The sequence below is a fragment of the Corynebacterium sp. ZY180755 genome, assembly GCF_054331495.1.
In genome coordinates this window covers 609201-631930 of sequence record NZ_CM135811.1, presented here as the reverse complement: position 1 = coordinate 631930, position 22730 = coordinate 609201, and the positions used below count along the sequence as shown (strand labels likewise).

14 protein-coding genes and 1 tRNA gene are annotated in these 22730 nt (G+C 55.9%); 4 read left to right on the top strand and 11 right to left on the bottom strand.

The window, feature by feature from the left end; all coding sequences use genetic code 11:
• Positions 1–8 precede the first annotated feature (8 nt).
• The 3 genes from ACXM2N_RS02895 to ACXM2N_RS02885 form a co-directional block, all read right to left on the bottom strand.
• Entirely contained in the window at positions 9–470 is a 462-nt protein-coding gene (locus tag ACXM2N_RS02895) for a phospholipase A2 family protein (protein WP_458489840.1), read from the bottom strand.
• A 754-nt stretch (positions 471–1224) separates the two neighbouring features.
• Positions 1225–1298: transfer RNA gene (locus tag ACXM2N_RS02890), tRNA-Met, on the bottom strand.
• 324 nt (positions 1299–1622) lie between these two features.
• On the bottom strand, positions 1623–4616 hold the full coding sequence (locus ACXM2N_RS02885; RefSeq protein WP_458489838.1) for a UPF0182 family protein: 2994 nt from the start codon (positions 4614–4616) through the stop codon (positions 1623–1625).
• A 416-nt stretch (positions 4617–5032) separates the two neighbouring features.
• On the opposite strand from ACXM2N_RS02885, the gene ACXM2N_RS02880 reads away from it, so the two are divergent.
• Both ACXM2N_RS02880 and ACXM2N_RS02875 read left to right on the top strand, forming a co-directional pair.
• Positions 5033–5506 carry a PPA1309 family protein gene (locus tag ACXM2N_RS02880; RefSeq protein ID WP_458490977.1) on the top strand — a complete coding sequence of 158 codons (474 nt, stop codon included), beginning with the start codon at positions 5033–5035 and terminating at the stop codon, positions 5504–5506.
• Between the two features lie 178 nt (positions 5507–5684).
• Entirely contained in the window at positions 5685–6467 is a 783-nt protein-coding gene (locus ACXM2N_RS02875; RefSeq protein ID WP_458489836.1) for a hypothetical protein, read from the top strand.
• Positions 6468–6531: 64 nt separating this feature from the next.
• Here the strand turns inward: ACXM2N_RS02875 and ACXM2N_RS02870 are convergent, their stop codons facing one another.
• Positions 6532–7584, bottom strand: coding sequence for a YlbL family protein (locus ACXM2N_RS02870; protein WP_458489834.1), 1053 nt, complete (start codon positions 7582–7584; stop codon positions 6532–6534).
• A 187-nt stretch (positions 7585–7771) separates the two neighbouring features.
• On the opposite strand from ACXM2N_RS02870, the gene ACXM2N_RS02865 reads away from it, so the two are divergent.
• A complete protein-coding gene (locus tag ACXM2N_RS02865) occupies positions 7772–9193 on the top strand; it encodes a zinc-dependent metalloprotease (protein WP_458489832.1) in 1422 nt (473 codons plus the stop codon).
• Between the two features lie 85 nt (positions 9194–9278).
• Here ACXM2N_RS02865 and ACXM2N_RS02860 read toward each other — a convergent pair whose 3' ends face one another.
• Entirely contained in the window at positions 9279–9770 is a 492-nt protein-coding gene (locus ACXM2N_RS02860) for a M48 metallopeptidase family protein (protein WP_458490975.1), read from the bottom strand.
• Positions 9771–10109: 339 nt separating this feature from the next.
• Between ACXM2N_RS02860 and ACXM2N_RS02855 the strand changes: the two genes are divergently transcribed.
• A complete protein-coding gene (locus ACXM2N_RS02855) occupies positions 10110–11051 on the top strand; it encodes a hypothetical protein (protein ID WP_458489830.1) in 942 nt (313 codons plus the stop codon).
• A 10-nt stretch (positions 11052–11061) separates the two neighbouring features.
• Here the strand turns inward: ACXM2N_RS02855 and ACXM2N_RS02850 are convergent, their stop codons facing one another.
• The 6 genes from ACXM2N_RS02850 to ACXM2N_RS02825 form a co-directional block, all read right to left on the bottom strand.
• Positions 11062–13119 (bottom strand): ATP-dependent DNA helicase UvrD2, encoded by a 2058-nt coding sequence (locus tag ACXM2N_RS02850; RefSeq protein WP_458489828.1) that lies wholly within the window; start codon positions 13117–13119, stop codon positions 11062–11064.
• 52 nt (positions 13120–13171) lie between these two features.
• Positions 13172–13933 carry an NAD(+) diphosphatase gene (locus tag ACXM2N_RS02845; protein ID WP_458489826.1) on the bottom strand — a complete coding sequence of 254 codons (762 nt, stop codon included), beginning with the start codon at positions 13931–13933 and terminating at the stop codon, positions 13172–13174.
• Between the two features lie 126 nt (positions 13934–14059).
• Positions 14060–15139, bottom strand: a complete 1080-nt coding sequence (locus ACXM2N_RS02840; RefSeq protein WP_458489824.1) for a potassium channel family protein — start codon at positions 15137–15139, stop codon at positions 14060–14062.
• 55 nt (positions 15140–15194) lie between these two features.
• Entirely contained in the window at positions 15195–18524 is a 3330-nt protein-coding gene (locus ACXM2N_RS02835; RefSeq protein WP_458489822.1) for an ATP-dependent helicase, read from the bottom strand.
• Positions 18517–21873, bottom strand: a complete 3357-nt coding sequence (locus tag ACXM2N_RS02830; RefSeq protein WP_458489820.1) for a PD-(D/E)XK nuclease family protein — start codon at positions 21871–21873, stop codon at positions 18517–18519. Before ACXM2N_RS02830 ends, ACXM2N_RS02835 begins: the two co-directional genes overlap by 8 nt.
• 3 nt (positions 21874–21876) lie before the next feature.
• Positions 21877–22716, bottom strand: coding sequence for a TIGR02569 family protein (locus ACXM2N_RS02825; protein WP_458489818.1), 840 nt, complete (start codon positions 22714–22716; stop codon positions 21877–21879).
• Between the last annotated feature and the right edge of the window lie 14 nt (positions 22717–22730).

The window sequence follows — 22730 nt, the reverse complement described above, 5'->3', positions numbered from 1 at the left end:
CCTAGGTGCTAGGTGCAGCTTTTGTGATCCAGCCAAAAAAACATGGCTTCAGCAAACATTTGACCTGGCTTTCCTACTCTGGGGGCATAGTGGGCGCGGTCAACTTCGTTTCGTAGGTTCAAATCGCAACCGCAGTCGTCAAAACCGTACTGGGCATAGCATTCATCGTGTCGTTTGCATGCGGCGTCAATCGCGTCCACCGGGTCACCTGATCCGCCATGGCCTTTCCCGCACCAGTTCCCATATCTTGGCCAGGTCGTTGGATCATACCAACTACGGTAGATTGCTTTGTTGGAATCGATTATCTCGTTATACAAAGTCGCAACTTCGAGAGCGTCTGTCGAGACACCATCACGTGATGCCTGATCAACATCTATGACCACATTCCCTAGATAATCGATAGCAGCGTAAGGTTGGAGTTCAACCTCAATCGCTGTTGGTACAACATCCGGCCTAGCTTCTGTAGTCATGGCAGACGCAGGGTTAGTTTGCGCCTGGACATTTGGAGCAATCGAAAGCACTGTTAGAGATAAGCACTACGCTCATGAAAAACTTTCCCATAGTTTTCCTTTCTAATACAAGATAACAGTGAAGTGTACTGTGTTTTGTTCCTCTTGGGCCGTTACCCTTGGAAGTGGACACGAAATATTGTCTTAGACTACTTGGCTGAGCCTACCAGGATGGCGGTCCTCCAACTGTGCGGGGGGACACATATTTGCACCAGGAATGAGGGGACTGCTGAAGGTTTGGTTGACATCAGGGTTGCTTCACGGGTGTGGGGCAGGGAAGGATGTTGATCATGCCGAAGTTGTATAGCGAGCAGTTCAAGGCTGACGCGGTGGCGTTGGGTTGTACTCAGTGCTCGGGTCTTTCGGGCTGCCCTATGGCTCTAGTGTGTTGTGGGATGGGCTCTCAAACGCGCAAGGCTTTTGGGGGCGCACCGGATGGGCATTGTTGTTGGTGATCTTTGTCGCAACTGTTCTTGGTGTCACGTATGCTCTGGGTAAGTTCATCTTGTCACTGAGTATGGACACATCTGGGCTCAGGCGTATTGTGAAAAGGCTCTACCGCATTGCGGTAAATCTGGGTGTGAAGGTTAAAGCTTCACTGGACACAAGGCGCGGGCGATGACTGAAATCAGCTTCTAAAGCGACATTCACCATTTTCGGGTGGAAATGTGAAAGCCCCCTACCAACGTTTCCGCTGGTAGGGGACTTATTTTAGTAGCGGGGGCAGGATTCGAACCTACGACCTCTGGGTTATGAGCCCAGCGAGCTACCGAGCTGCTCCACCCCGCGACGCGGTGCTTAGGAATTTCTTCCTTGCAACGAGTAGTTACTCTACATAGAAGTACTGCAAACCACAAATCCGCTTTTGAGAGTCGTTTTTTACCGTAGATAGAATCCCATATCTAGAGAACGGACTTGGGATATCACTGTGTCAGTTGTCTACGCACTCTAGGACCATGCCGACTAACCCGCGTTGCGTGCGGAGCGTCCGTCTCCCCGCGTTTCGCAAGACTACTGGAAGTCAGGTTTGTCTAGACGAATAACGCAAATCCGGGTCTCGCCCTTCAACGGACGAAACCCGGACTCATAGCAGACGGCTACAAACTAATGTTGTTAGCTTTCCTGATTTGCGTTGTCAGCATTTTCGCCAGCAATGCGCTGATACTCCTCAACGGCACGGTCGAGATTGTCCAGTGCACGGCCATACTCCTCGTTGGTACCATCGCGGGCGTCGCGGAGACCATCAAGGGCATCGTTAATTCGACCAATGGCCTCTCCCTCAGATCCAGCAGCTGATGCAGGAGCAGACGGCGCGGAGGATTCCTCATCCTTGTTTTCCTGGTTGTTCTGATCCTTTGCACTGTCCGGTGCGGCGCCAGGGTTAGCCTCGTCAACATCTTGGGCTTCGCGCGGGTCAATGCCTACTTGCTGAAGTGCCTCAGAAATGGTTGGCGCATAGCCGATCTGTCCCTTGTAAGATACGAGAACTCGCAGAAGCTTAGGGAATGCGGATTCTTGGTCTTTACGCTGTGAGTACAAAGGCTCAACATAGAGGATCTCTCCACCACCGACCGGCAATGTCAAAAGATTACCGTTGAATAGGTCGTTGGAACCTTCCCATAGGGAGCGGTCACGCGCCACCTGGTCAGACGACATCATCGTGTCCTGTGCCTGCTTAGGTCCCTGAGTTTGCGTATTGGTTGGCAATACTCGAACGGTGATCTTGCCGTAATTGTCTGGGTCAGAAGAAACAGACATGTGGGCGGACAGGAACTGTCGCTCCAGACCGCGGAACGGAGTGATCAACTGGAAGGAAGGCTCGCCTGTCTCAGGATCAGCAGCCACTACGTAGTATGGCGGCTGATTCACACCAGCAAGGTTTTCCGGCGCGGATGGATCCTCAGGAACAGACCAGAATCGATCATTGGTGAAGAACTCACGCGCCTCATCGACGTGGTAACGGGCTAGCATCGCGCGCTGAACCTTGAACATATCCTCTGGGTAGCGGATGTGGTTCATTAGTTCTTCAGAGATCTCGCTCTTTGGCTTCACGGTACCAGGGAAAACTCCAGACCAAGCCTTCAGCACAGGATCGTTCTCATCAAACTCGTAAAGCTCAACGGTTCCGTCGTAGGCGTCAACAACGGCCTTCACCGAGTTACGCATGTAGCCGACGTTGTCATTGACAAGACGCTGGCCCTCAGCACCGACCAGACCGGAGGTGTCATTGGTTGTCTGAGAAAGAGAGGTGCGCTGTGCATATGGCAGGGCGTCGAGGGTGGTGTAACCATCCACGATCCACTTAATCTTTCCATCCACAACTGCTGGGTAGGTCTCTGAATCAGTAGACAACCATGGAGCTACCTTGTGCACGCGCTCACGCGGGTCGCGATCGAACAGAATCTTCGAGTTGGAATTCACACGATCAGACAAGATCAGATTCATCTCTTGGTAGCGTGCTGCGAAAGCCAATCGGTTGAAGATGTTACCGATGGAGACACCACCCTTGCCGTCGTACGTGAAGCGGGAGTTACCGGTGTCGTACTCCACGTCATTACCATTCTCAGAACCGACAACGGCGTAGTCACGACCGTCACGTGCAGACGCAATCACTGGGCCATAGTAAACACGTGGCTGGTCAACCTTGATGCCCAGTTCTTCGGCTTCGGCATCAGTGCTCTGGAGATCGGAAACGTTGTAGACAGGGTAACCGCCACGAGCGGATCCGACGTCACGCGCTACCTCATCCACCTGGTTTGCTTGGGCGGCAACGAAGCCATTGCCGTGGGTGTAGAAGGTGTGGCGGTTAATCCAGTCAGACTGGTTTTCACGCAGAGAGTTCGGGTTGATCTCTCGAGCTGCAACCACAAAGTCACGCAGCTCGCCGTCAATCTCGTATCGGTCCACGCTTAGGGCTTCTGGGAATCCGTAGAAGTTTTGGAGCTGTTGTTGCTGGGTAAAGGTTGGGGAAATAATCTCCGGATCGAGAAGGCGGAGGTTAGACAGAGTCGCAGCATCATTAGCTACGTCTTCGTTGCTTGCACCTTCCGCTCCCCAGTTCTCCTTATAGGTGACCTGATCATCGGTGATGCCGAATGCGTAGCGGGTGGCATCAATGTTGCGGGAGATGTACTCAGATTCCTTTTCTGCTCGGTTCGGCTGAACAGAGAAGCGTTCCATCAGGAGTGGCCAAGCACTTCCGATAACGACGCTGGAGACCAGCATCAAGACGGTAGCAACAGCTGGGATGCGCAGATCCTTGAGCACGACGGTAGCGAAGAAGGACACCGCGACGACCGCAGTGATCACCATGAGGATGATCTTAGCTGGCAGAACAGCATTGATATCCGTGTAGCTACCGCCGGTGAAGATGTCATTCTGATTGTTCAGAAGGGTGTAACGCTCGAGGAAGTAGCTGCCCACTCGCAGCAGCATCCATACGCCAGCCCAGATTGCGAGTTGAGTGCGGGCTGCGGACGATACGTTGCCCTTGATGCCTGCAGCCTGGTTACCCAACTGAATGCTGCCAAGGAGGTAGTGCCCCACCAGAGTGATGAAGAAGCCCACAGCCACCAAGGTAGACAAGGTGCCTAACGCGAGCTGAAGCATTGGCAGGTCGAAAGCGTAAAAGCCGTAGTCCATCCCGAACTGCGGATCTACTTTGCCAAAGCTCTGGCGGTTGAAGAACAGCTGAACGGTCTGCCAAGACTGCTGGCCCAAGAAGCCAGCGATGATGCCGACCACGATTGGAAGGCCAATCAGGAAGCGCCGTACAGACTGCTCTATGGCACGCCGGTAAGCAAGAACCGGATTATCCAGCTCGAAGGTGCTCATGGAATCCGGGCGGGACTTGAACGTTAGCCAGCCTGCGAGCCAGGTGATACCACCAGCGATCAGACCAAATACGACAAAGAGTGCGATGCGAGTGAGGATGACTTTGTTAAACACCCCCCTAAAGTCCACTTCACCGAACCATAGCCAGTCAGTGTAGATACCGATGATGGTTGGAATGAGACCACCGAGAACAAAGAACAGCACAAGGCCGATCGTGAGAATCCTTGGCGGTCGCTTCAATTGCGGGGGCGGAGGTGTCATGGACGAAGCCAACTCCTGCTCTCCTTCACTTTTCGTTACTTCTGGCGACTTCAATCCTCATAACTGCCCCATCTGTAAATTCCGTCCTTGGACGGCACCAGATTAGGTAGTCAGATTCGAAGTCCTGTGCGCGCGTGATAAACCGAAAATATAAGGTTCAACCCTTATAAAACTATCTTTGTGCAGACGTTCTATCAACGTCTCTTACAACGCTTAAACCTGTCTGTGTGTTCCCTATCAAAACAGCTCGAAGATTTGGAGGCGACTTTGCAATGTAATATAAGGAAGCCGTACGGCGCATTGCGTAGGTTTTTAATCACAAGACGTGCCTTTACCTGCCACCGTTTGCCTTCTACGATCCTATATCCGCATATCAAAGGAACCCTTCCGTGAACGTTGAGCTATCCCCACAAGCATTGAACAAAGCAATGATGGAAGCTGTTGAGTTCATCCATGCCGAAGGCTGGGATGCGGGACCCACCCTGTTCGCACTTGTTCCAGCCTCCATCCTGGCCGCCGCAGCCCCAGACACTTTTGATCAGGACGACTCTCCTCTCGCGCTAATCGTTCAGGATAATTTGCCTGAGAATATCCTCCCTGGGTCCGAGGAGCTAGGTGATTACGTTTCCCGAGTAACGTGGCCGGAACAAGTAGTGGGTGCGATCCTCGCCCAGGAGATCATGTTCCGTGATTCCTCCGCCGATGATGACTCACCACGTCCGGCGCGTTTGTTCTCCGGCGTTCTACGCGATGAGCACGCCGAGCTTACCTTGCTGCAGCTACGCCCAACCGAAGAAGAACTGGAAGCTAAGGGACCGTTCGCCGAGGACGACATCGAACTGCGCGGCGGCCCCAACGTTGCGCCGGGCGTGCTTGCTGTCTTGCACTCCACGTTTGAGTAGTTCAGATAAGGGCTAGTGCTGCGTTAACTATCTGCTTAAATACAGGCGCATAGTGCCACCACCGGGCAGGTTAACGGTGGAATTGTTATACCGGTTTTGCTTCCCCCTGACCGTTTAACGGTAGGATGTGGCTTTAACTGCAGTTTTAGTTTTTAGTTCTATTTGGATGGAGTCTCACGTGGTACACCAACGCTCACTTTCTCGCATGAGCCCGCGCGCGGTTCGCAAGGGCCTGCTTGGCGTTGTTGCGGCTTCCTCTATCTTTTTTGTCACTGCGTGTAGCGGCGGAAACGAGAATCCGGAAGCCGTAGATACTCCAGCTTCTTCTACCCCAGCTGAAGCTACAACGGCAGAAGCCAGCGCAACTGAGACTGAAACAGCTCCAGAGTCATCTTCCACCGAGACATCGTCGTCCGCTACTCGTGAGACTGGGACACGTACGAATGCCAGCGACGATGATGAGTACGAGAACGTGACCAAGGCACAAGAGAAATTCGGTTCCCTCGCTCCGGATTCCCTCTTTGCCGCTTTCAATTCCTGCGACCCAAACGGAATGCAAAATTCCATGGCCTGCTCTGGCGACGAGGTTGGCCAGTTCCAGTTCTGGGAGTCTGACGCCAAGGCGGCATCGACTACCCAGCTGCTCACTGAGCTACGTAGTTCCCGTGTGGTTGAAGACACCGGCCGCAAGGTTGTGGGCTGGTCCACCTTGGGCAACACTGCAATCATCACCGTGGTTGATAATGAGCTTGGGCTAGTTATGCAGCAGATGATTTCCACTGATGAGTACGAACCGCGCGACCGTATTCGCGAGCTGGGCCTTTCTGACGGAAATGCCGAGCCAGCGGCATCTTCTGAATCTTCGGATTCCGAGCCTTCTGACCGAGAGGAATCCATGGGAGCAACTGATGAGGCCACGTCCCGCAGCGATGCAAACTTCTCCAATGCCTCCGCGGAATAACTGAATGACCACACATGCCGTGGGGCCACCAGTAAACTGGTGGCCCCACGGCATGTTTTGTGCTCTAGCCGTTGCAGCGCGGATACTCGCGGCCGTTAGCGAAGTCGTCCAGTGACGTGATTGCGCCTTCGAGGTTAGTGACGGCGATGATTGGGATGTCGTCGACGTCGGTAAGCTCCGAACAATTGGCGCTCGGCGCCAAGAATACTTCAGCCCCAGCGTCCTTGCTGGCGCGGACTTTGTGCGTGATTCCGCCGATAGGCCCCACGTTACCGGCCTCATCAATAGTGCCTGTACCAGCTACATTCTTGCCTTGGCTGATGTTGTCCTCATCCAGCTTGTCAATTACAGCAAGCGCAAACATCATGCCCGCGGATGGGCCACCCACATCCTCCAAGTTGTATTTAACGTCCATGCCGTTTGCTGGCACCGCCGCCATAAGGATTCCCAGCTGCGGGAGCCCCTTCTGATGCGGGTTTTCCCCTAGGGTGAACGTCTGATCGCGCACCTTCCCATCCTTGGCGCGGATCTTCAAGGTGATCTCGTCCCCTGGATTCTTATCCTGAACGCTCGCTTGCACTTGGCTAGGAGTAATCCTGTCACTGCCATCTACCTGCAGCACGCGATCACCGATCTCTAAGATGCCGTCAGCTGCGGATTCTTCAATAATTCCAGCGACCTCAGTGCCCACAGGAAGTTTCAGGTAATTCATGGCAGCTGTGGTGGCACTAGCCTCGGAGGAGGTAAAGGCCTGCTGGTTCATCTCCCGGACTTCTTCCTCCGTCTTATCTTGAGGAAAGACCTGTTCCAGAGGAACCAAGGTATCGTCAGTAAACAGCCATCGCCCAAGAGCCTGCGTGAGGGTCATCCCCGAGCGAACGCTCACCGTAGTCATGTTGAGGCTTCCCTCAGTCTCATCGAGGTCAGCGCCGGTGATCTCGATGACGTCCTTTCCGTCATACTCACTCAACGTGTCAAACAGTGGGCCTGGTCCCTCTGCCGCATACGGCACGGTCAGGTCAATATCAGTGCCGGGGATGCGGTCCATGCTCACCAAGGAGGTGAGCATCAGCAGCGGGATAGCACCGAGTGCGATGGTACGAGTACGACGTTTCACGGTTTTATAGGCTACTAGGAAAACGGTTTCGGGAAAATTTTGGCGTCTGTGCGCCCGCTTGTTGGTTGGTCTTGCCGGAGAAAACTAGCGGGCACTCCACTACGTGATTTGATTCTCTCACCGTCTGTTCGCTGACAGCGTTGTGTGGGTCGTGGCAGTTGAGGCCGTAGATCGGTAGGTTTGAGGCATGAATAACAACGGTTTTGGATTCGGATTTGGGTTCGGCGGCAACGGTGACGACGATGACCGCAATAACAACAATGACCCTTTCGGCGCATTCGGCGGCGGTGGTGGTTTAGGAGACATGCTTAACCAGTTCGGGCAGATGCTGTCCGGCATGGGTAATTCCATGAATTCGCCAGAGGGACAAGGCGCGGTGAATTATGAGTTAGCCACCAAGATCGCGCGCCAACAAATCGGCACACCATCTACCATTAGTAGCTCGGAACAGTCCGCTGTGGAGGATTCTGTTCGCCTTGTTGAAATGTGGATTGATGATGCCACCATTCTGCCGGCGTCCGGAAACAGCGTGGTTTCTTGGAACGAGGAGCAGTGGCTTAGCCAGACTCTGCCTATGTGGAAGCGCATGGTTACTCCCGTAGCTGAGAACATGAATGAAGCTCAGCTGGATTCCATGCCGGAAGAAGCTCGCCAAATGGCAGGGCCGATGCTGAACATGATGAATTCCATGAATTCTATGAACCACGGCATGCAGCTGGGTAACTCCCTCGGCGATTTAGCAAAGCAGGCCCTCACCGGATCTGATTTCTCCATTCCGTTGGCACCAGCTGGCGTAACAGCAATCCTGCCGGAGAACTTTAAGAAGGTTTCTGAGCAGCTAGGGACATCCCGTCAAGACGCCCTGATTTACCTTTGCGCCCGCGAGGCCGCGCGCCAGCGCCTTTTCCGCCATGTTCCTTGGCTTACCGAGCGCATTGTCGCCTCTGTTGAGGAGTACGCTCAGGGCCTGGTTATTGATATTTCCCACATTGAGGAAGCCATGCGCGGGATGAACCTGGAGTCTGGTGACCCAATGGCCATCCAAGACGCCATGGAAAAGATGCAGAACCTAGATATGTCCCCGCGCATCTCCTCCCGCAACGAGGCAGCAACCTACCGTCTAGAGACTCTACTTGCGCTGGTTGAGGGCTGGGTTGAGTATGTCGTATCCGAAGCATTGGGTGAGCGCATCCCATCCACGAAGGCTTTGGCCGAGGCGTGGGCACGTCGACGATCTTCAGGCGGCTCCGCTGAAAAGGCTTTCACCACCGTAGTAGGCATCGAAATCGAGGCCCCTCGCGTAGCTGAGGCAGTCGAGCTCTGGCGTCGCGTCACGGTCGCGGTAGGCGCTAAGCGCCGCGACGGCGTCTGGGAGCACCCAGACTTCCTTCCTACACATGAGGATCTGGATTCCTCCGCCGAGTTCATTGACGGACTCCTGGACGACGGCGGAATAGAGGATTTCGATCCAATCGCTGAAATCACCAAGCTGGAAGAGATGCTTGCCCAAGAAGGTAGCGAGGACCGCAAGGAAAACCCTACTTCTACGGATTCGGAGGATTCTACTGATTCTTCAGGTGATGAAGAATCCGATGAAGACAAGAAGTAATCTCTCCCCCTTTTTGAAACCGCGGCTTAGTGTTGGCTAGCACAGCCGCGGTTTTTTGTTTCTTGCTATCTGCTGCGCGGTTCGATCATGTAATGCGCTGGAAGGCTTCGAGAAAGCCCTTGGCACGCTCCGCCTTAGGAGCGCGGTCTGCCCACTCCCAGAACTCTTGTGAATGTCCCGTGTGGATGAAGGTGTGCACCAATTCATGAATGATCACGGAGTCCAACACATAGTCAGGTACATCCTGTAGACGGTGAGAAATGCGGATGTCGCCCGTAGCAATAGTGCAGCTTCCCCACCGCTTGCGTTGATTGGTCACCCACCTAATGGATCCTACGGTGGCCTTGCCCGCTAGATACTTGGTGTTGAGGTACTCAGCGCGGCGTGTTAGTTCTTCATCCGTCTGCGCAGACGTGGCGTTCTTCTTCATCACCCTGGCCACAATGTCCGCCACTGCCTTTTCCTCCTCTTGCATGGACAACGTGGCTGGCACTCTCACCTGGATCTTGCCATCCACCAAGCGCGCGGAGATGGTGCGCTTACGCTTGGCTGAGCGGATGATCTCCACTTCTGGCACGGTTGCTCGTAGGGGGTTCGTGAGTGATTGCTGTGGCGTGGGAGCCCCGAAAGGGCTAGGTTCTTGCTGGTTAGGAGGCGGGGGCTGTGAAGGCATGTAACGGTACTTTCTTGCGGTTATTCCTCGAATTTTATAGTGAAAACATTGATCAACGCATTCAGATGTGGTCAAATGTAGCGGAGGGATTGGAGCAAACGCATTGAATGCCCAACCTCACGGAACACATGGATCCATTCCCCAAGCGGCCGCTCAACCGCAATAAGAGGGGATGGAAGATGATGCTCACACTCTCAATTCCTACGGGGCGAACACTTTCTTCACTGACTGAAAGGTTTGCTGTTGAAACAAAGCCAGCCCACCCCGTATGAAATTGTCCTTGCCCGCCAAGAATCACTAGACAAGCGCACCTTCGTTCTAGCCCCCAGCGCCAGCATTCTCAAGCGCCCAGGCAACCACATCCAGTTCGGTTACGATGCCTTCTCCGCCGGCATAATACAAACACAACCCGATCACTACTCTGCCGTTCTCAGCGTTCTTCAGTCCGCCACCTGTGGGCAAACGCGACTCGCAACAAAGCTCTGCAACGCAGGCCTCGATGTCATTGCCGCGCAATCTCTTATCTCGGATCTGACCACCTACGGAATCCTGCGTGAAGTTGGTCCTCAGCCAGTCATCGCTGTGTTGGGTACCACCCGCGCTGCTGATTTGATCCGCGACATCTTGCGACGATCCAACATCACTGTACGCTCACCCCTGAGCAAGGAAAACGAGCTCAACTTCATCTACCACGTCGAGCAGCACGTCCCCGTCGTTGTGGTTGATTACCTTCACCGTATAGAAGCGCTCTCCCCACTTTTGAGCCGGCGCCCTAACGTCATCCCTGCCGCCCTATGCGATGTCACCGCCGTGGTAGGCCCCATCCGTATCGGCGGCAAGGGACCGTGCATCAACTGCTTTGGTGAGCACGAACGCAGCAAGGACAAGCACTGGACCGAGGTCGTGAGTGACTACAAACCCAAGAACTACGACCCCGTCGCGGAAGCCGCCCTAGCCGCCAGCGTTGCCGCCGTGGCCACAGCAATGGTTGGTATCCAACCCGGCGCGGGCACGGCACCGCATTCCCTCAACGCTGGCGCAGTAACCCGCACTGACCCGTTCGCACTCACCACAACGTGTGACTCCTTAGCCACACATCCGCTGTGCCGGTACTGCTACCAATTCCAGGAGGAAGGCGAAACGTGGAAAAAGCTAGCTGCAGAAAGACCTTCTAGTGCTACCTAGGGATTAATCCTCAGCGAAACTGGGCGAGAGTGTCAAGCAGATCTTGCCCGAACTGCTCCACCTTGATCTGCCCGATGCCGGAAATACCCATCAGCTCGTAATTGTCCTGTGGCATCTTTTCAGCGATGGCCATGAGTGTGGCATCGGTAAAGATCACGTATGCCGGCACGCCACGTTCACGTGCAGCGTTAGCACGCCACGTACGCAGCGTGTCAAAAACCTGTGCGTCAGCGTTGCTCGGACAGTCATCGCAACGGCCGAGGATCTTTGAGCTTGGCGTCTCGAGACGCTGCCCACACACCTTGCAGCGGATTGGGCGGTGAGCCCGCGATGGCACCTTGGTGGAAGCAGGGTCAGCAACGATCCCGTCCAAGAAGCGGGAGCGTTTCTTAGAGGCCTTGCCACCTTCCTGACGCGCCTTGGACCACGAGTGGAACAGGTATTCACGCGCGCGGGTGATGCCCACGTAAAACAAACGGCGTTCTTCCTCAATCTGGTAGTCACCAGCTTTGATGGCGTGGCTGATGGGGAGCATGCCCTCAGTGAGACCAACTAGGAAGACGGCGTCCCACTCTAGACCTTTGGCGGCGTGCAGGGACGCCAAGGTCACACCCTGCATTCCTGGTGGGTGCTTTTCCTTAGAGCGCTCATAGAGCTTGCTAATCAGCCCACCAAGATCCAGATCAGGTGTGGCGCGGCCTAGTTCCTCTGCGAGTTCGGCGAGTGCAGTAAGGGACTGCCAGCGTTCGCGTGCCTGCGCACCATCGGGTTCTTGTGGGGTGAGCCCAAGTGGCGCCAAAATGGCACGCACTACTCTGCCCAGCTGCGGACCTATAGCCTCAGGAGGCATTTGCTTAGTGTTATAAGTCTGGATCAGGGCATTAACAGCCTGCTTGATCTCACCGCGAGCAAAGAATTCCTCACCGCCACGAACTTGGTACACAATGCCGGCATCGCGTAGTGCCTCTTCAAAGGAAGTGGACTGCGCGTTCACGCGATAAAGGACGGCGATTTCTTTGGGTTCTACGCCTTTATCAATAAGCTGCTTGATCTTTTTGGCCGTGGCGCGAGCCTCTGCAGGTTCGTCATCGTACTGGTGGAACTCCGGTTTGGGGCCAGACGGTCGCATGCCCTCTAGCTTTAGGCGTGTGCCAGCCACCCTCCCGGTAGCCTTGCCAATGACGGTATTGGCCAACTCCGTGACCTCCGGTGTGGAGCGGTAGTCGCGCTGCAACTTCACCACGGTGGCGTGCGGGTACTTGCGGGAGAAGTTCAGAAGGTAATTGGGCGTAGCACCGGTGAAAGAATAGATGGTCTGGTTGGCGTCGCCCACCACTGTCAGGTCATCGCGCGGCCCCACCCATGCCTCCAACAGACGCTGCTGAAGTGGGGTCACATCCTGATACTCGTCCACGACAAAGGTGCGGTAACGCTCACGGAACTCCTCCGCGATAGCAGTGGAGTTTTCCAATGCCCCCGCGGTATGGAGCAGGAGGTCATTGAAATCAAAAAGCATCCCCTCAGGACTGGATTTGATGGCCTCATAGCGACGATAAATCTCCGCTACCTTCTCCGGCGGTTCCGGCGTCTTGCGGTCGCCTACCTTGTCCGCATACATCTCCGGCGTGATCAGTGAGGACTTGGCCCACTCCACCTCCGCAAGGAGATCCCTGAGGTTCTCCACGCTGGTGTCCACACCCATGGGACGTGCTGCGCGGGCGATGAGGGGGAAGCGCTTTTCCTCAATGCGCCATGGAAGATCACCATAAACCTGTGGCCAGAAATAGCTCAACTGCCTGCGTGCAGCGCTGTGGAAAGTAAGTGCCTGCACACCACCAATCCCCATGAGGTTTAGGCGATGGCGCATCTCGCTGGCTGCTCGGTTGGTAAACGTCACTGCCAGTACGCTGCGGGCGTTGGTCTGCCCCTGATCAATTAAGTGGCCGATGCGGTACGTAATAGTTCTGGTCTTACCTGTGCCAGCACCCGCCAAAATAGCTACCGGTCCACGGGGTGCCCCAGCAGCCTTGCGCTGATCATCATCCAGATCATCCAAATTCACTGCCATTGCTGATTACCCCGTTCCCTACTTTTTAATGTGCGCTCGTGTGGTGATTGCTTTAGGTGGATTTTTGTGATTTCCGTGTTTCATCCTCTTGGTTGCGTGCCCACTGCATGATCAACTTCAGTGCGATCGAACCAGGACGTGGCAGATTGTACAACCCGCCCAAGACATCGCTTGCCGTGGCCCACACAGTCTCAACGAGCTCGCCATCCGTTCCCTCGACCGGATGCTCGTCGCTGGTGGTCGCACGCATGCCAATCATGATGGAGCCGCTGAAGGGCCACGATTGGCTTTCAACGTACTCAATATTGCTGATGCGGACACCGGCCTCTTCCATAGCTTCGCGAGCGAAGGCCTGCTCCAAGCTCTCCCCCACCTCAACGTATCCCGCCACCAATGAGAAGTACTCCGGCCGCGTAGCATTGCGCCCAAGTAGCAGCCGAGGTGGCTGATCAGGTTTGTGTAATTCGATCGTGCCAATGACTGAGGGATCAATGCGCGGAAATACCTGCTTGCCGTCCTCAGTTCGGGCTGCAAGATCGTGCTCGCCGTGGTGGAGCTTTTGTCCGGAAGTGGGATGAAACCTCATGGACTCGCGGTGCTGCAGCACACCTAGCGCCCGCAACGATTCATCCTCAAAACTGCGCGTCCAATATAGATCTGGATTGAGCTGTTTTACCCAGTTTTTCGCTTCGTGAGTGAGGGCCTTAGGGATCCTCAAAACGGCCACCCCATCCGCAACGTAGTAAATACGTATGTTCTGCCCGCCCAACGTGTTATCCAGAAGATCTGCACATTCTCTATCGCTTAAGGCCATGGGGGTGTCGCCTAAGTGGATTGTCTTGTGCTGATAGTCAAAACAGTAGGTGCGCTCATTATTGCGAAGGCTGATCAGTCAGTCCTTTCCCTTGTGATCTCTTTGTAGATACTGTGCCGGCCGCGCTTATTCTTCGTCTGCTTGATCAGCGAATACGCGGCGGACATACAGGAGACGGTCACCTGGTTCCACGGTCTCCGCCTCTGGGGAATCGATGCGGTAGAGCTCACCGGAGCGAACAACGCCTAGGACGATGTCGGCCAAGTGACGTGGATTAGCGCCCACCTCTTCTTCGGTAACAAGGCGTTCAGCAACCGAGAAGCCCTCGTCTGGGGACAGGAGGTCCTCCATCATCTCAACCACGGATGGCGTGACGGTAGCGAGGCCGAGCATTCGACCAGCAGTCTCAGAGGAAATGACTACCGAGTCAGCACCGGACTGCTCCAAGAGGTGCTGGTTCTCGCTCTCACGCACGCTCGCCACAATCCATGCAGCGGGCGCCAACTCACGTACGGACAGCGTTACTAGGACGGCGGTGTCATCAAGGTTAGGTGCCACGACCACGGCCTTGGCCTTGCTCACGCCTGCTAGCTTGAGCACATCAGACTTGGTGGCCGAGCCGTTGACCGTAACAAGCCCCGCGTTATTGGCCATTTCCAGAGCACCGCGGTCAGTATCTACTACCACGATCTCCTTAGGCAGAACACCGTCTGCCAGAAGTGCAGCCACCGCGGAGCGGCCCTTGGTACCGTAACCAATCACAACTGTATGGTTGCGCATGTTCTTCCTCCAGCGTTGGATCTGCCAAGTTTTACGGGATTCTTCTGTCAGCACGCTCAGCGTGGTACCGACCAACAAAACGACGAACAGCAAGCGAAGCGGCGTAATGATAATGATGTTGAGCAGACGTGCCTGCTGCGTCACCGGCGTGATATCGCCATAACCAGTGGTAGAAAGCGATACTGCTGAGTAGTACAGCGAATCAATGAAGGTGAGCGACTCTGAGTATCCGCCCTTATCCAGGTACACAATCAAAGCCACCGCGATAATCAGCGCTAGGGCGTAGCCGAACCGGCGGGCGATCAGGCGTACAGGACTGACTGCGTTGCTCTTGGGCAATCCCACCACGGATAGTAATGAGTGCTCCGGCAGCTTCGTGAGGTCTCCCATGCTGCGCGCGCGTTTAAACGCTTTGTGCTGCGGCATGCGGCGCTGCCTCCTTTCGCTCCATCACGGGCTTCTTAGTTTTGTTACTGCTGGATTAGCTTAGTTCCACTGACTCGATATTGTGAACCTCAACGATCATCTGCTCTAGTTCCGCTACATCCGGAAGGTTCTTTGGCGCGATGAGCTTGTGCTCAGCGATGTAGTAGAACGCCGCCTGCACCTTGGCTGGATCAATCTTCTTCAGCTTCGCCCATGCTAAGCGGTAGACAGCCAGCTGCAGTCTTGTAGAGTCCATGTCCGACTTAGTGGGTAGATGTCCGGTTTTCCAGTCGATCACTTGCCAGGTGCCGTCACCGTTATCAAAGACTGCATCCATGCGTCCACGAATGATGGCCGGGCCAATGGAGAATTCAAAGGCCTGCTCGACATAAGCCGGCGTCCTATCAGCCCATTCGGATTCCAAAAAAGACTGCTTGAGCGTCTCCAGTTGCTCAGCTGTTGCGGTTTCTTCCTCTCCGAACCCCGGTAGCTCATCCTCATCCAACAAGCTAGTAGCACCAAACCGGTCCTCCAACCATAGGTGGAAGGCGGTGCCGCGCTTAGCAAAACTGTTGGGCTTAAATGGCACGGGGCGACGCAGACGCTTGGCAAACTCCTCTGGACTGCGCTTCAACGCCACCATGTCACTAGCTGTGAGCTCCCGGGTAATCTCCACCTCCACTACCGGCGCCTTCGCCGCTTCGTGTTCCTCAATGAGAGCGGTGACTTCCCTCTCCCACGTGGTAAAGATCTCGTGGGTCTCAGAAAACTCCGGCAGCTCATGCATTGCTGCGCGTACCTCATCAATGCCACGCAGATCCACCGTGGGCGGGTACCACGCGGAGATTTCTTCTGCCTCTGGCCTATCCAACGTGGAAGCCGATGGCTCTGAATTTCCTTCCTCCATGGCGTCATCGTCCAAGGGATCCCACCACGTAACTACTGCCTGGGGCATAGTTTCCTTAAGTACCTGGAAATTTGAGTACGGCGCAGCTGGAGTTTTGCGGTTGGGCTTAAACGCCGCTGCAGTCACCAGCAGGCGGTGTTCAGATCGAGTAATGGCCACATAAAACAGACGCGCTGACTCCTCCTGCGAACCGCGCAGGTGATCCGCCTTGTGGGCGTCAAGGGCCTCTGCAAACCCCTTCCGGTCCTCCACGTCAGTGAGGTCGAGCGTTGGGGTGCCTGCCATATCAGAATCATCAGCGGCATCTCCACGGAGGGTGGAGGGAACCATTTCCACCTTATTGAGCCAGGAATCAGATTTTCCCTTGTATACGCCATCATCAGCGTGGACCACCGCAACAATTCGCCACTCTAGTCCCTTAGCTTTGTGTGCTGTGAGGATCTGTACGCGGTCTGCACGCACCTGAACTTCACCTGGCTTAAGCCCCTTATCTTGTTCTTGGGCTACCTTAAAGTAATCCAACAAGCCGGCTAAGTTAGCACCAGGGATCTGAGCGTAGCCTGCAACCTCCTCGGCAAAACGCTCCAGCTGGATGGTGCCCACAGCGCCGTCAGCTTTAGGGTCCTCACGTGTCAGAACCTCCGTACGAATGTTGAACTCGCGCTCGATGTCGGCGAACAGATCCGGCAATGTGTTTGCCAAGCTGCGCGTACGCAGGCGACGCAAGGTGGCGCTGAGCTCTTGTAAGCGCACATAGCCTTCCTCTGAGTACTGTTCTTTCTCCCCCAGGTCCGCGATGGCGTCAGCGAGACCGACCACACTGTCAGGATCCGTGTTCAGCTGATCTTCTACCACCAGGTGCAGCTTGGCCATCACAGGATCTTCGTGGACTACGTCCTCGGTGTTTTCGGTCTCCTTCTTAGCCGCGGATGCTCGTTTGGCCAGTGTTTCCGCGCGCTTAGACAGCGCCTTAATGTCATTAAGACCCAAGCCCACCCTAGGACCAGCGATAATGCGCATGGTTTGCTGATCCTCCTGCGGACGAATCAACATGGTGGCTACGGCAATGAGGTCTTGGACCTCAGGGGTTGTCAGCAGTCCCGTGAGGCCCACGATCTCCACCGGCACCCCGCGGTCACGCAGAGCGGTAGCGATTGCCGCGGACGCGGCGTTGGTGCGCACGAGCACCGCGGCGGTGAAAGGTTCCTCGTGAAGATCGCGCGTGGAGTAGGCGTCGGCAAGCTCATCCGCCACGAAGTCGAGTTCCTCCGCGGCCGTGCGGAAGAAGCCCAGCTGGACCTGACCAGCAGGCGCGCCTTCGCGCGGCGCCAGCGGCGACACAGGACGCTTGGGGTCCCCCGGTGCGCCCAACACGCTAGACGAGACCTTGTTGGCCAGCTCCAGCACCTCTGGAGGATTGCGGAAACTGACGGTGAGCTCCTTTTTCCGCGCCGGCACCCCGGCGCGCTGGTAGTCCTCCACAAAGCGATCCAAATTGGTGGACGTGGCACCGCGCCACCCATAAATCGCTTGCATTGGATCTCCCACCGCGGTCACGGCCGCAGAGTGAAAAAGGCTGCGCAGGAGAACGCGCTGCGCGTGCGAGGTGTCCTGATACTCATCAAGCAAAACCACCTTAAAACGCGAGCGCAACACTTTGCCCACCAGTGGGTTCTTCTCCGCCAGAAGCGCGGCCTGCGACGTCTGCTCACCAAAGGTAACGAGGTTGTTTTCCTTCAACTCATCCTTGAGTGCCTTGACCAGTGGCAAAAGCTCAAGACGCAATTTCTGTATATCCCAGTATCCAATGTGGACTTTGGTGAGTTTCTTTTCCTCGTTGTAATTCTGAAACTCTGCGAGCAACGCGTGGGTTTCATCAATAAGTTCCTGCGCGCTCACCATGTGGTTATCCAGCTCTGCCGCCAGGGCAAGCACATAACCGGTGACAGTATCCAGCTTGTTGCTCGTGGTCAGGCTGCCGCCAAAGTGGCTCACAATGCGTGAAGCCCTCTGGTACATCTCCGTGTTAGATACCACGCGGCCACCGGGATCCATGGGCAGCAACAGGCCGAACTCCCTCAAGACGTTACCCACAAAGGCGTCGTAGGTACTGGACTGCGGAGCCACCACCTCCAAGGTTTTCTGCAACTCACCGGTGGGGTCTAGCTGGTTCAGACTAGGAACCTTGGCCAACTCACCGAGGCGATCACGGATGCGCTGGCCCAACTGCTGCGATGCCTTTCGCGTGAACGTAAGACCCAACACTTCCTCAGGCTTGATCATGCCGTTGGCCACCAGCCACACCACGCGCGCCGCCATGGTCTCCGTCTTACCTGCCCCAGCTCCGGCTACCACCAGCACGCTCTCAAGGGGCGCAGAGATCACTTCCGCCTGCTGCGGGGTGGGCGGGAATTTTTGCCCTAATAACCGTGACAGAGATATGGGATCAATACGCATGTTCGTCTTACCTTCAGCCATTGATGCGTCCGTCCTCTCCGTTTGATTGGGTTATGTGCTTTGGGGTGGCCACCTGATCTTCGGCGCTTGTGTGCTGGGCGTAGTGCGAGGCGTTGGTTGAGTCCTCTTCTCTACGCGGGATGATCTCGCCTTCTGTGCGCGCTGGGCAGATATTTGCAAAATTGCAGAACGTGCAGTGGCTTCCTACCGTGGCCAGAAGGCGCGGGCCGGTGAGATTCTTGACCAGTTCCGGCAGCTGGTCCGCCAAAGCAGCAAGCTCCTCATCCGTCCTGCGGGCCTGTTCGCGGACGTTGATCTCCTTTTTGTTGGCCGTGGGCTGCACGATCACTGCAGTATCTATGTCTAGGCCAGTGTTTTCCTTGTCACCGGCGGCATTAGCCGTAACAATTTCCACTGTCCCATCCGGCTTGGTCACTACTTTTCCGTAGCGCAGGGCCAACTGATAAGCCTCCAGCTGGCGGTGCTCATCCACCGCGCGTTGAGATATCGTGGCGTTGCCCGTTTTCAGATCCACAATGCGGTAACCAGAATCGGTCTTATCCAGTCGGTCTATACGGCCCTTGATGCGCACACCATTCGGTAGCGTCACGTCCACCGCCACTTCCATGCCCACGAGCTCCGTGGTGGCGTTGTGCACTTGGGTCCACAAATCGAGTTTGCGGATCATCTCATCCCACTTGTTACTCGTGACCTCTGCTAGCCAAGCAGGGACATTAACGAGCTGATTGAAGGCATCCTTAACCAGCTGCGCAGCCTGCTCCTTGTCCGCACCAAGCGCTGTTGCCTCAAAGTAACCGTGCACCAGGTTGCCTCGAACCAGCGACTCTGATGATTCCTGCCCTCGCGCCGCCTTATTCAACGTGGCTCGCATAGGGCACTCTAAACCGCTTTCCAGCGTGGATGGGGACAGCGCCCGCATCGATACCGGTTCGTGCTCACTGACGCCTCGTGCGCCCCACCACTCATCGGGTGCAGCACCCGGCACTCCTGCCTGTGCCAAGCGGGTTAGCTGTCGTGATGCTTGCCGAACAAATGCTTTCGACGCATGCGGGTTAGCCACCACGCGCCGTAGCTCCGCCACAATGGCCGGTACAGATAGCAAACGAACGTAATCCAGGTCCTCCGCTGCTAGGTCATCTTCAGCGGTCACGTTGGCGTAGTCCTCAAACAATCCGACGTTCAGGAGGGCCTCTTCTGCCGTACTTTCCTTCGCACCTTCGGTGCGCTCAGAAATGGGATCCTGTCCAGGTGGGGCCTGGGTGGTGTCGGAAAGATGGGGCACCTGCTTCATAAATCGGGAAGGTTCAAGTACCTCATCGGAATCCGGCGAATCCACCGCCGTGACAATGAGGGTGCCGGTAGCCCGCGTTAGGGCGACGTGGAACAGACGCTGCTCCTCCTCCAAGCGGGTCTGCGTGCGCGATACCGGTGTTCCCGGGACGATGCCCTCATCGACGAAATCGGTGAGCTCTTCCTGCCCAAACAGAGACCCCGTCTCCCCCAAGGATGGCCACGTTTCCTCCTGCACGCCCACGACCAAAACAGTGTTCCACTGCTTTCCCACCGTGCCGTGCGCTGTGAGCAGTTGCACCGCCTGTGGGGTGGCCAGGCGACGATCACGAACACCCGTTGGGAGTTCCTGCTCACGGATGTGATTGATGAAAGACATCACTGAGGAATCAGGACGGCGCTCAACCCAGTCACCCGCCGCATCAAACAGGCTCATCATCGCATCTAGATCACGGTCCGCCTGTGAGCCCGCCGCTCCGCCGCGCAAACTGATGGAGCTGAGACGTGCGGCGAGGCCGGTTTCCTCCCAGATTGCCCACAGCACTTCCTCCACGCTGCCGGAATCCTTAATCTTGGCACCAGCTTCCAACACGCGGGTGACGCGGTGCAAAATATCCAGCTCACGATCAGTGAGCACCTCTTGGGCCTTAGCCAAAAGCTCTTCACGCTCATCATCGCCTGGAATCACTAGGATCCGCAGCAACTCCACGGCCCGTCGGTTGCTACCACTTCTTAATTCAACCAGCCTCAGGCCGCGGTACAACCTGCGCAGAGTCACCGGATCAGCGCCACCAATCGGCCCTAGCGCAAGCTCCTCCACCTCGTTATAAGTCAACTTCTCCGTGAGCGCACGCACCGCCAAGATAATGGACGACACAATGCGCTGTTCGCTCAGGATCAGATCCGTGGGATCAACATGCACCGGTACACCCGCAGCTAGCAGGCCGCGCTGGATCGGGGCAATCATGCCACGGGAACGAACCACTACCGCTATGTCTTTCCACTGAACCTCATCCAACAAATGGGCACGCCTAATCATATCCGCTACGTACTCCACCTGCTGGTTCGGGGTTCCTAAAATTTTGCCACTGGTAGCTGGAGCCCGATGAGACTGTTCCAAATGCAGCCGATGATCAGTTCTTAGCTCCTTCAGCAACCGAGGGTTAGCACCACGGAAACGGAAAACACTCTGCTCCGGATCACCCGCCACCACCGTGGACTCAGCGTGGGCAGAGAGCCGCTGGATTAGCTCAAAAGATTTAGGGTCTAAGTTCTGTGCATCATCAACCACAATGTGGCGGATCCCCACATCCGGAACCTCATCCTCCAATACCGCGCTCACCAGCTCCGACGCAGACAAAGAGTGCGAACCTCCGAGGGACATGATCTGCTCATACTCCCGCATGAACTTTCCCGCCGCAATCCACATGGGGCGCGAGAACTCTTCACCCCACTGCTCTAGCTGAGAGGGTGTAACTCCACGCTCCGCGGCACGCAGCAGGAAGTCACGAACACCGCGCGCAAAGCCCACCATGGGGACGGCATCACGGGTTTCTGCTGGCCACATCGTAGCCCCCTGTTCGGCCTGAACCTCCAGCAGCTCCCGCATCACCGCATCCTGCTCCGCACCCGTGATCAGGCGAAGCTCATCATCCGCGCTTTGGCGGTAGATAGCGAACGCTAACGAGTGCAGTGAGCGCACCATCGTTGCCGACGATGTGTAGTCCAGATTTTCCACTCGAGAAGCGATACCAGCCCGCAACCTCGCCGCCGAATCCTTGCTTCCAGCAATAACAGCAATGCTGGCAGGATCCACGCCGTCCGCGATCTTCTTAGCCACCAAGTCCATCAGCAAGGTGGATACCCCGGACCCAGCTACGCCCGTGAGCCTCCATGTGCCCCGAGAATCTTCAAACAGCGGGTTGTCCCACTCCAACGGCGTCTCGCCCTGCGCTGGCGGCACCAACCGCACCGCGGGCGTCACAGACACCGGAGGAACACGCTGTGGCATAGTCTGACGGTCTGCACGGTCCTTGCTATCTGGTGTGGAAATGTCCATGCCTTAAAGTGTGACAGATACTTTCGACATCACTACACCCGTTACCCACCCCAAGTCCGTACCGGTGTTCGCGGTAGCTTGAGGGTGCAGGGCGTGAACAAACACACGGTAGGCCAGCGCGCGCAACAACAACTGATCAATGTTATCTACGTGGCGGAAGCGATCGATGATGCTCTCATCACTAACCCCGGCGATGAGAGTATCAATGATGGCAAGCGCAGCAGTGTATCCCTTCGGATGCGCAACGCCCACCAAGTCAGTCACGGTTGGGGCTTGGTTACCCGCGTAGATAGTAGTGGCAAACATGTCCGCGTGAACTACTTGGCGTGGGGCATCAATATCGCGCAGCAACCGTGAAATGCGCTCAATCAAATCATGCGCCGTTTCTTGCGCAGGGATGTCCATGTTGAACTCCAGCTGCTCTATCGGCTTCTTTGCCCACGCGCAGTGATCCGCAATGGAATAGATATCTGCCGAATCTATCTCATAGAAAGAATCCGGAATCTCCACATGTTGCAACGCCTCATCCAAGCGCAGCGCCGCTGCCACCGTCTCATCCACCCGGCGCGCCAAATTACCAGCAACATAGTGGGATGCTCGCCAGCCGGCATTGATAAAACGGCCATCAGTAGAACGGATTGGACGCACAATGCGCACGCCGTCCGCGTGGAGGTTCTCACGTACACGTGATGACCACGCAGAGCGGTCTGGATGTGCTACTTGGGCAAAAACCTGTTCGCCCACACGCCAACCGTAGTCCCACGCAAGACCTAGCTGCTGAGCTTCAAACTCGCCTGCGTGAAAGGCGTCGCGGACATGATCAGGGAGCGGGGAAAGTTCCATAGCTTTGTAGTGTA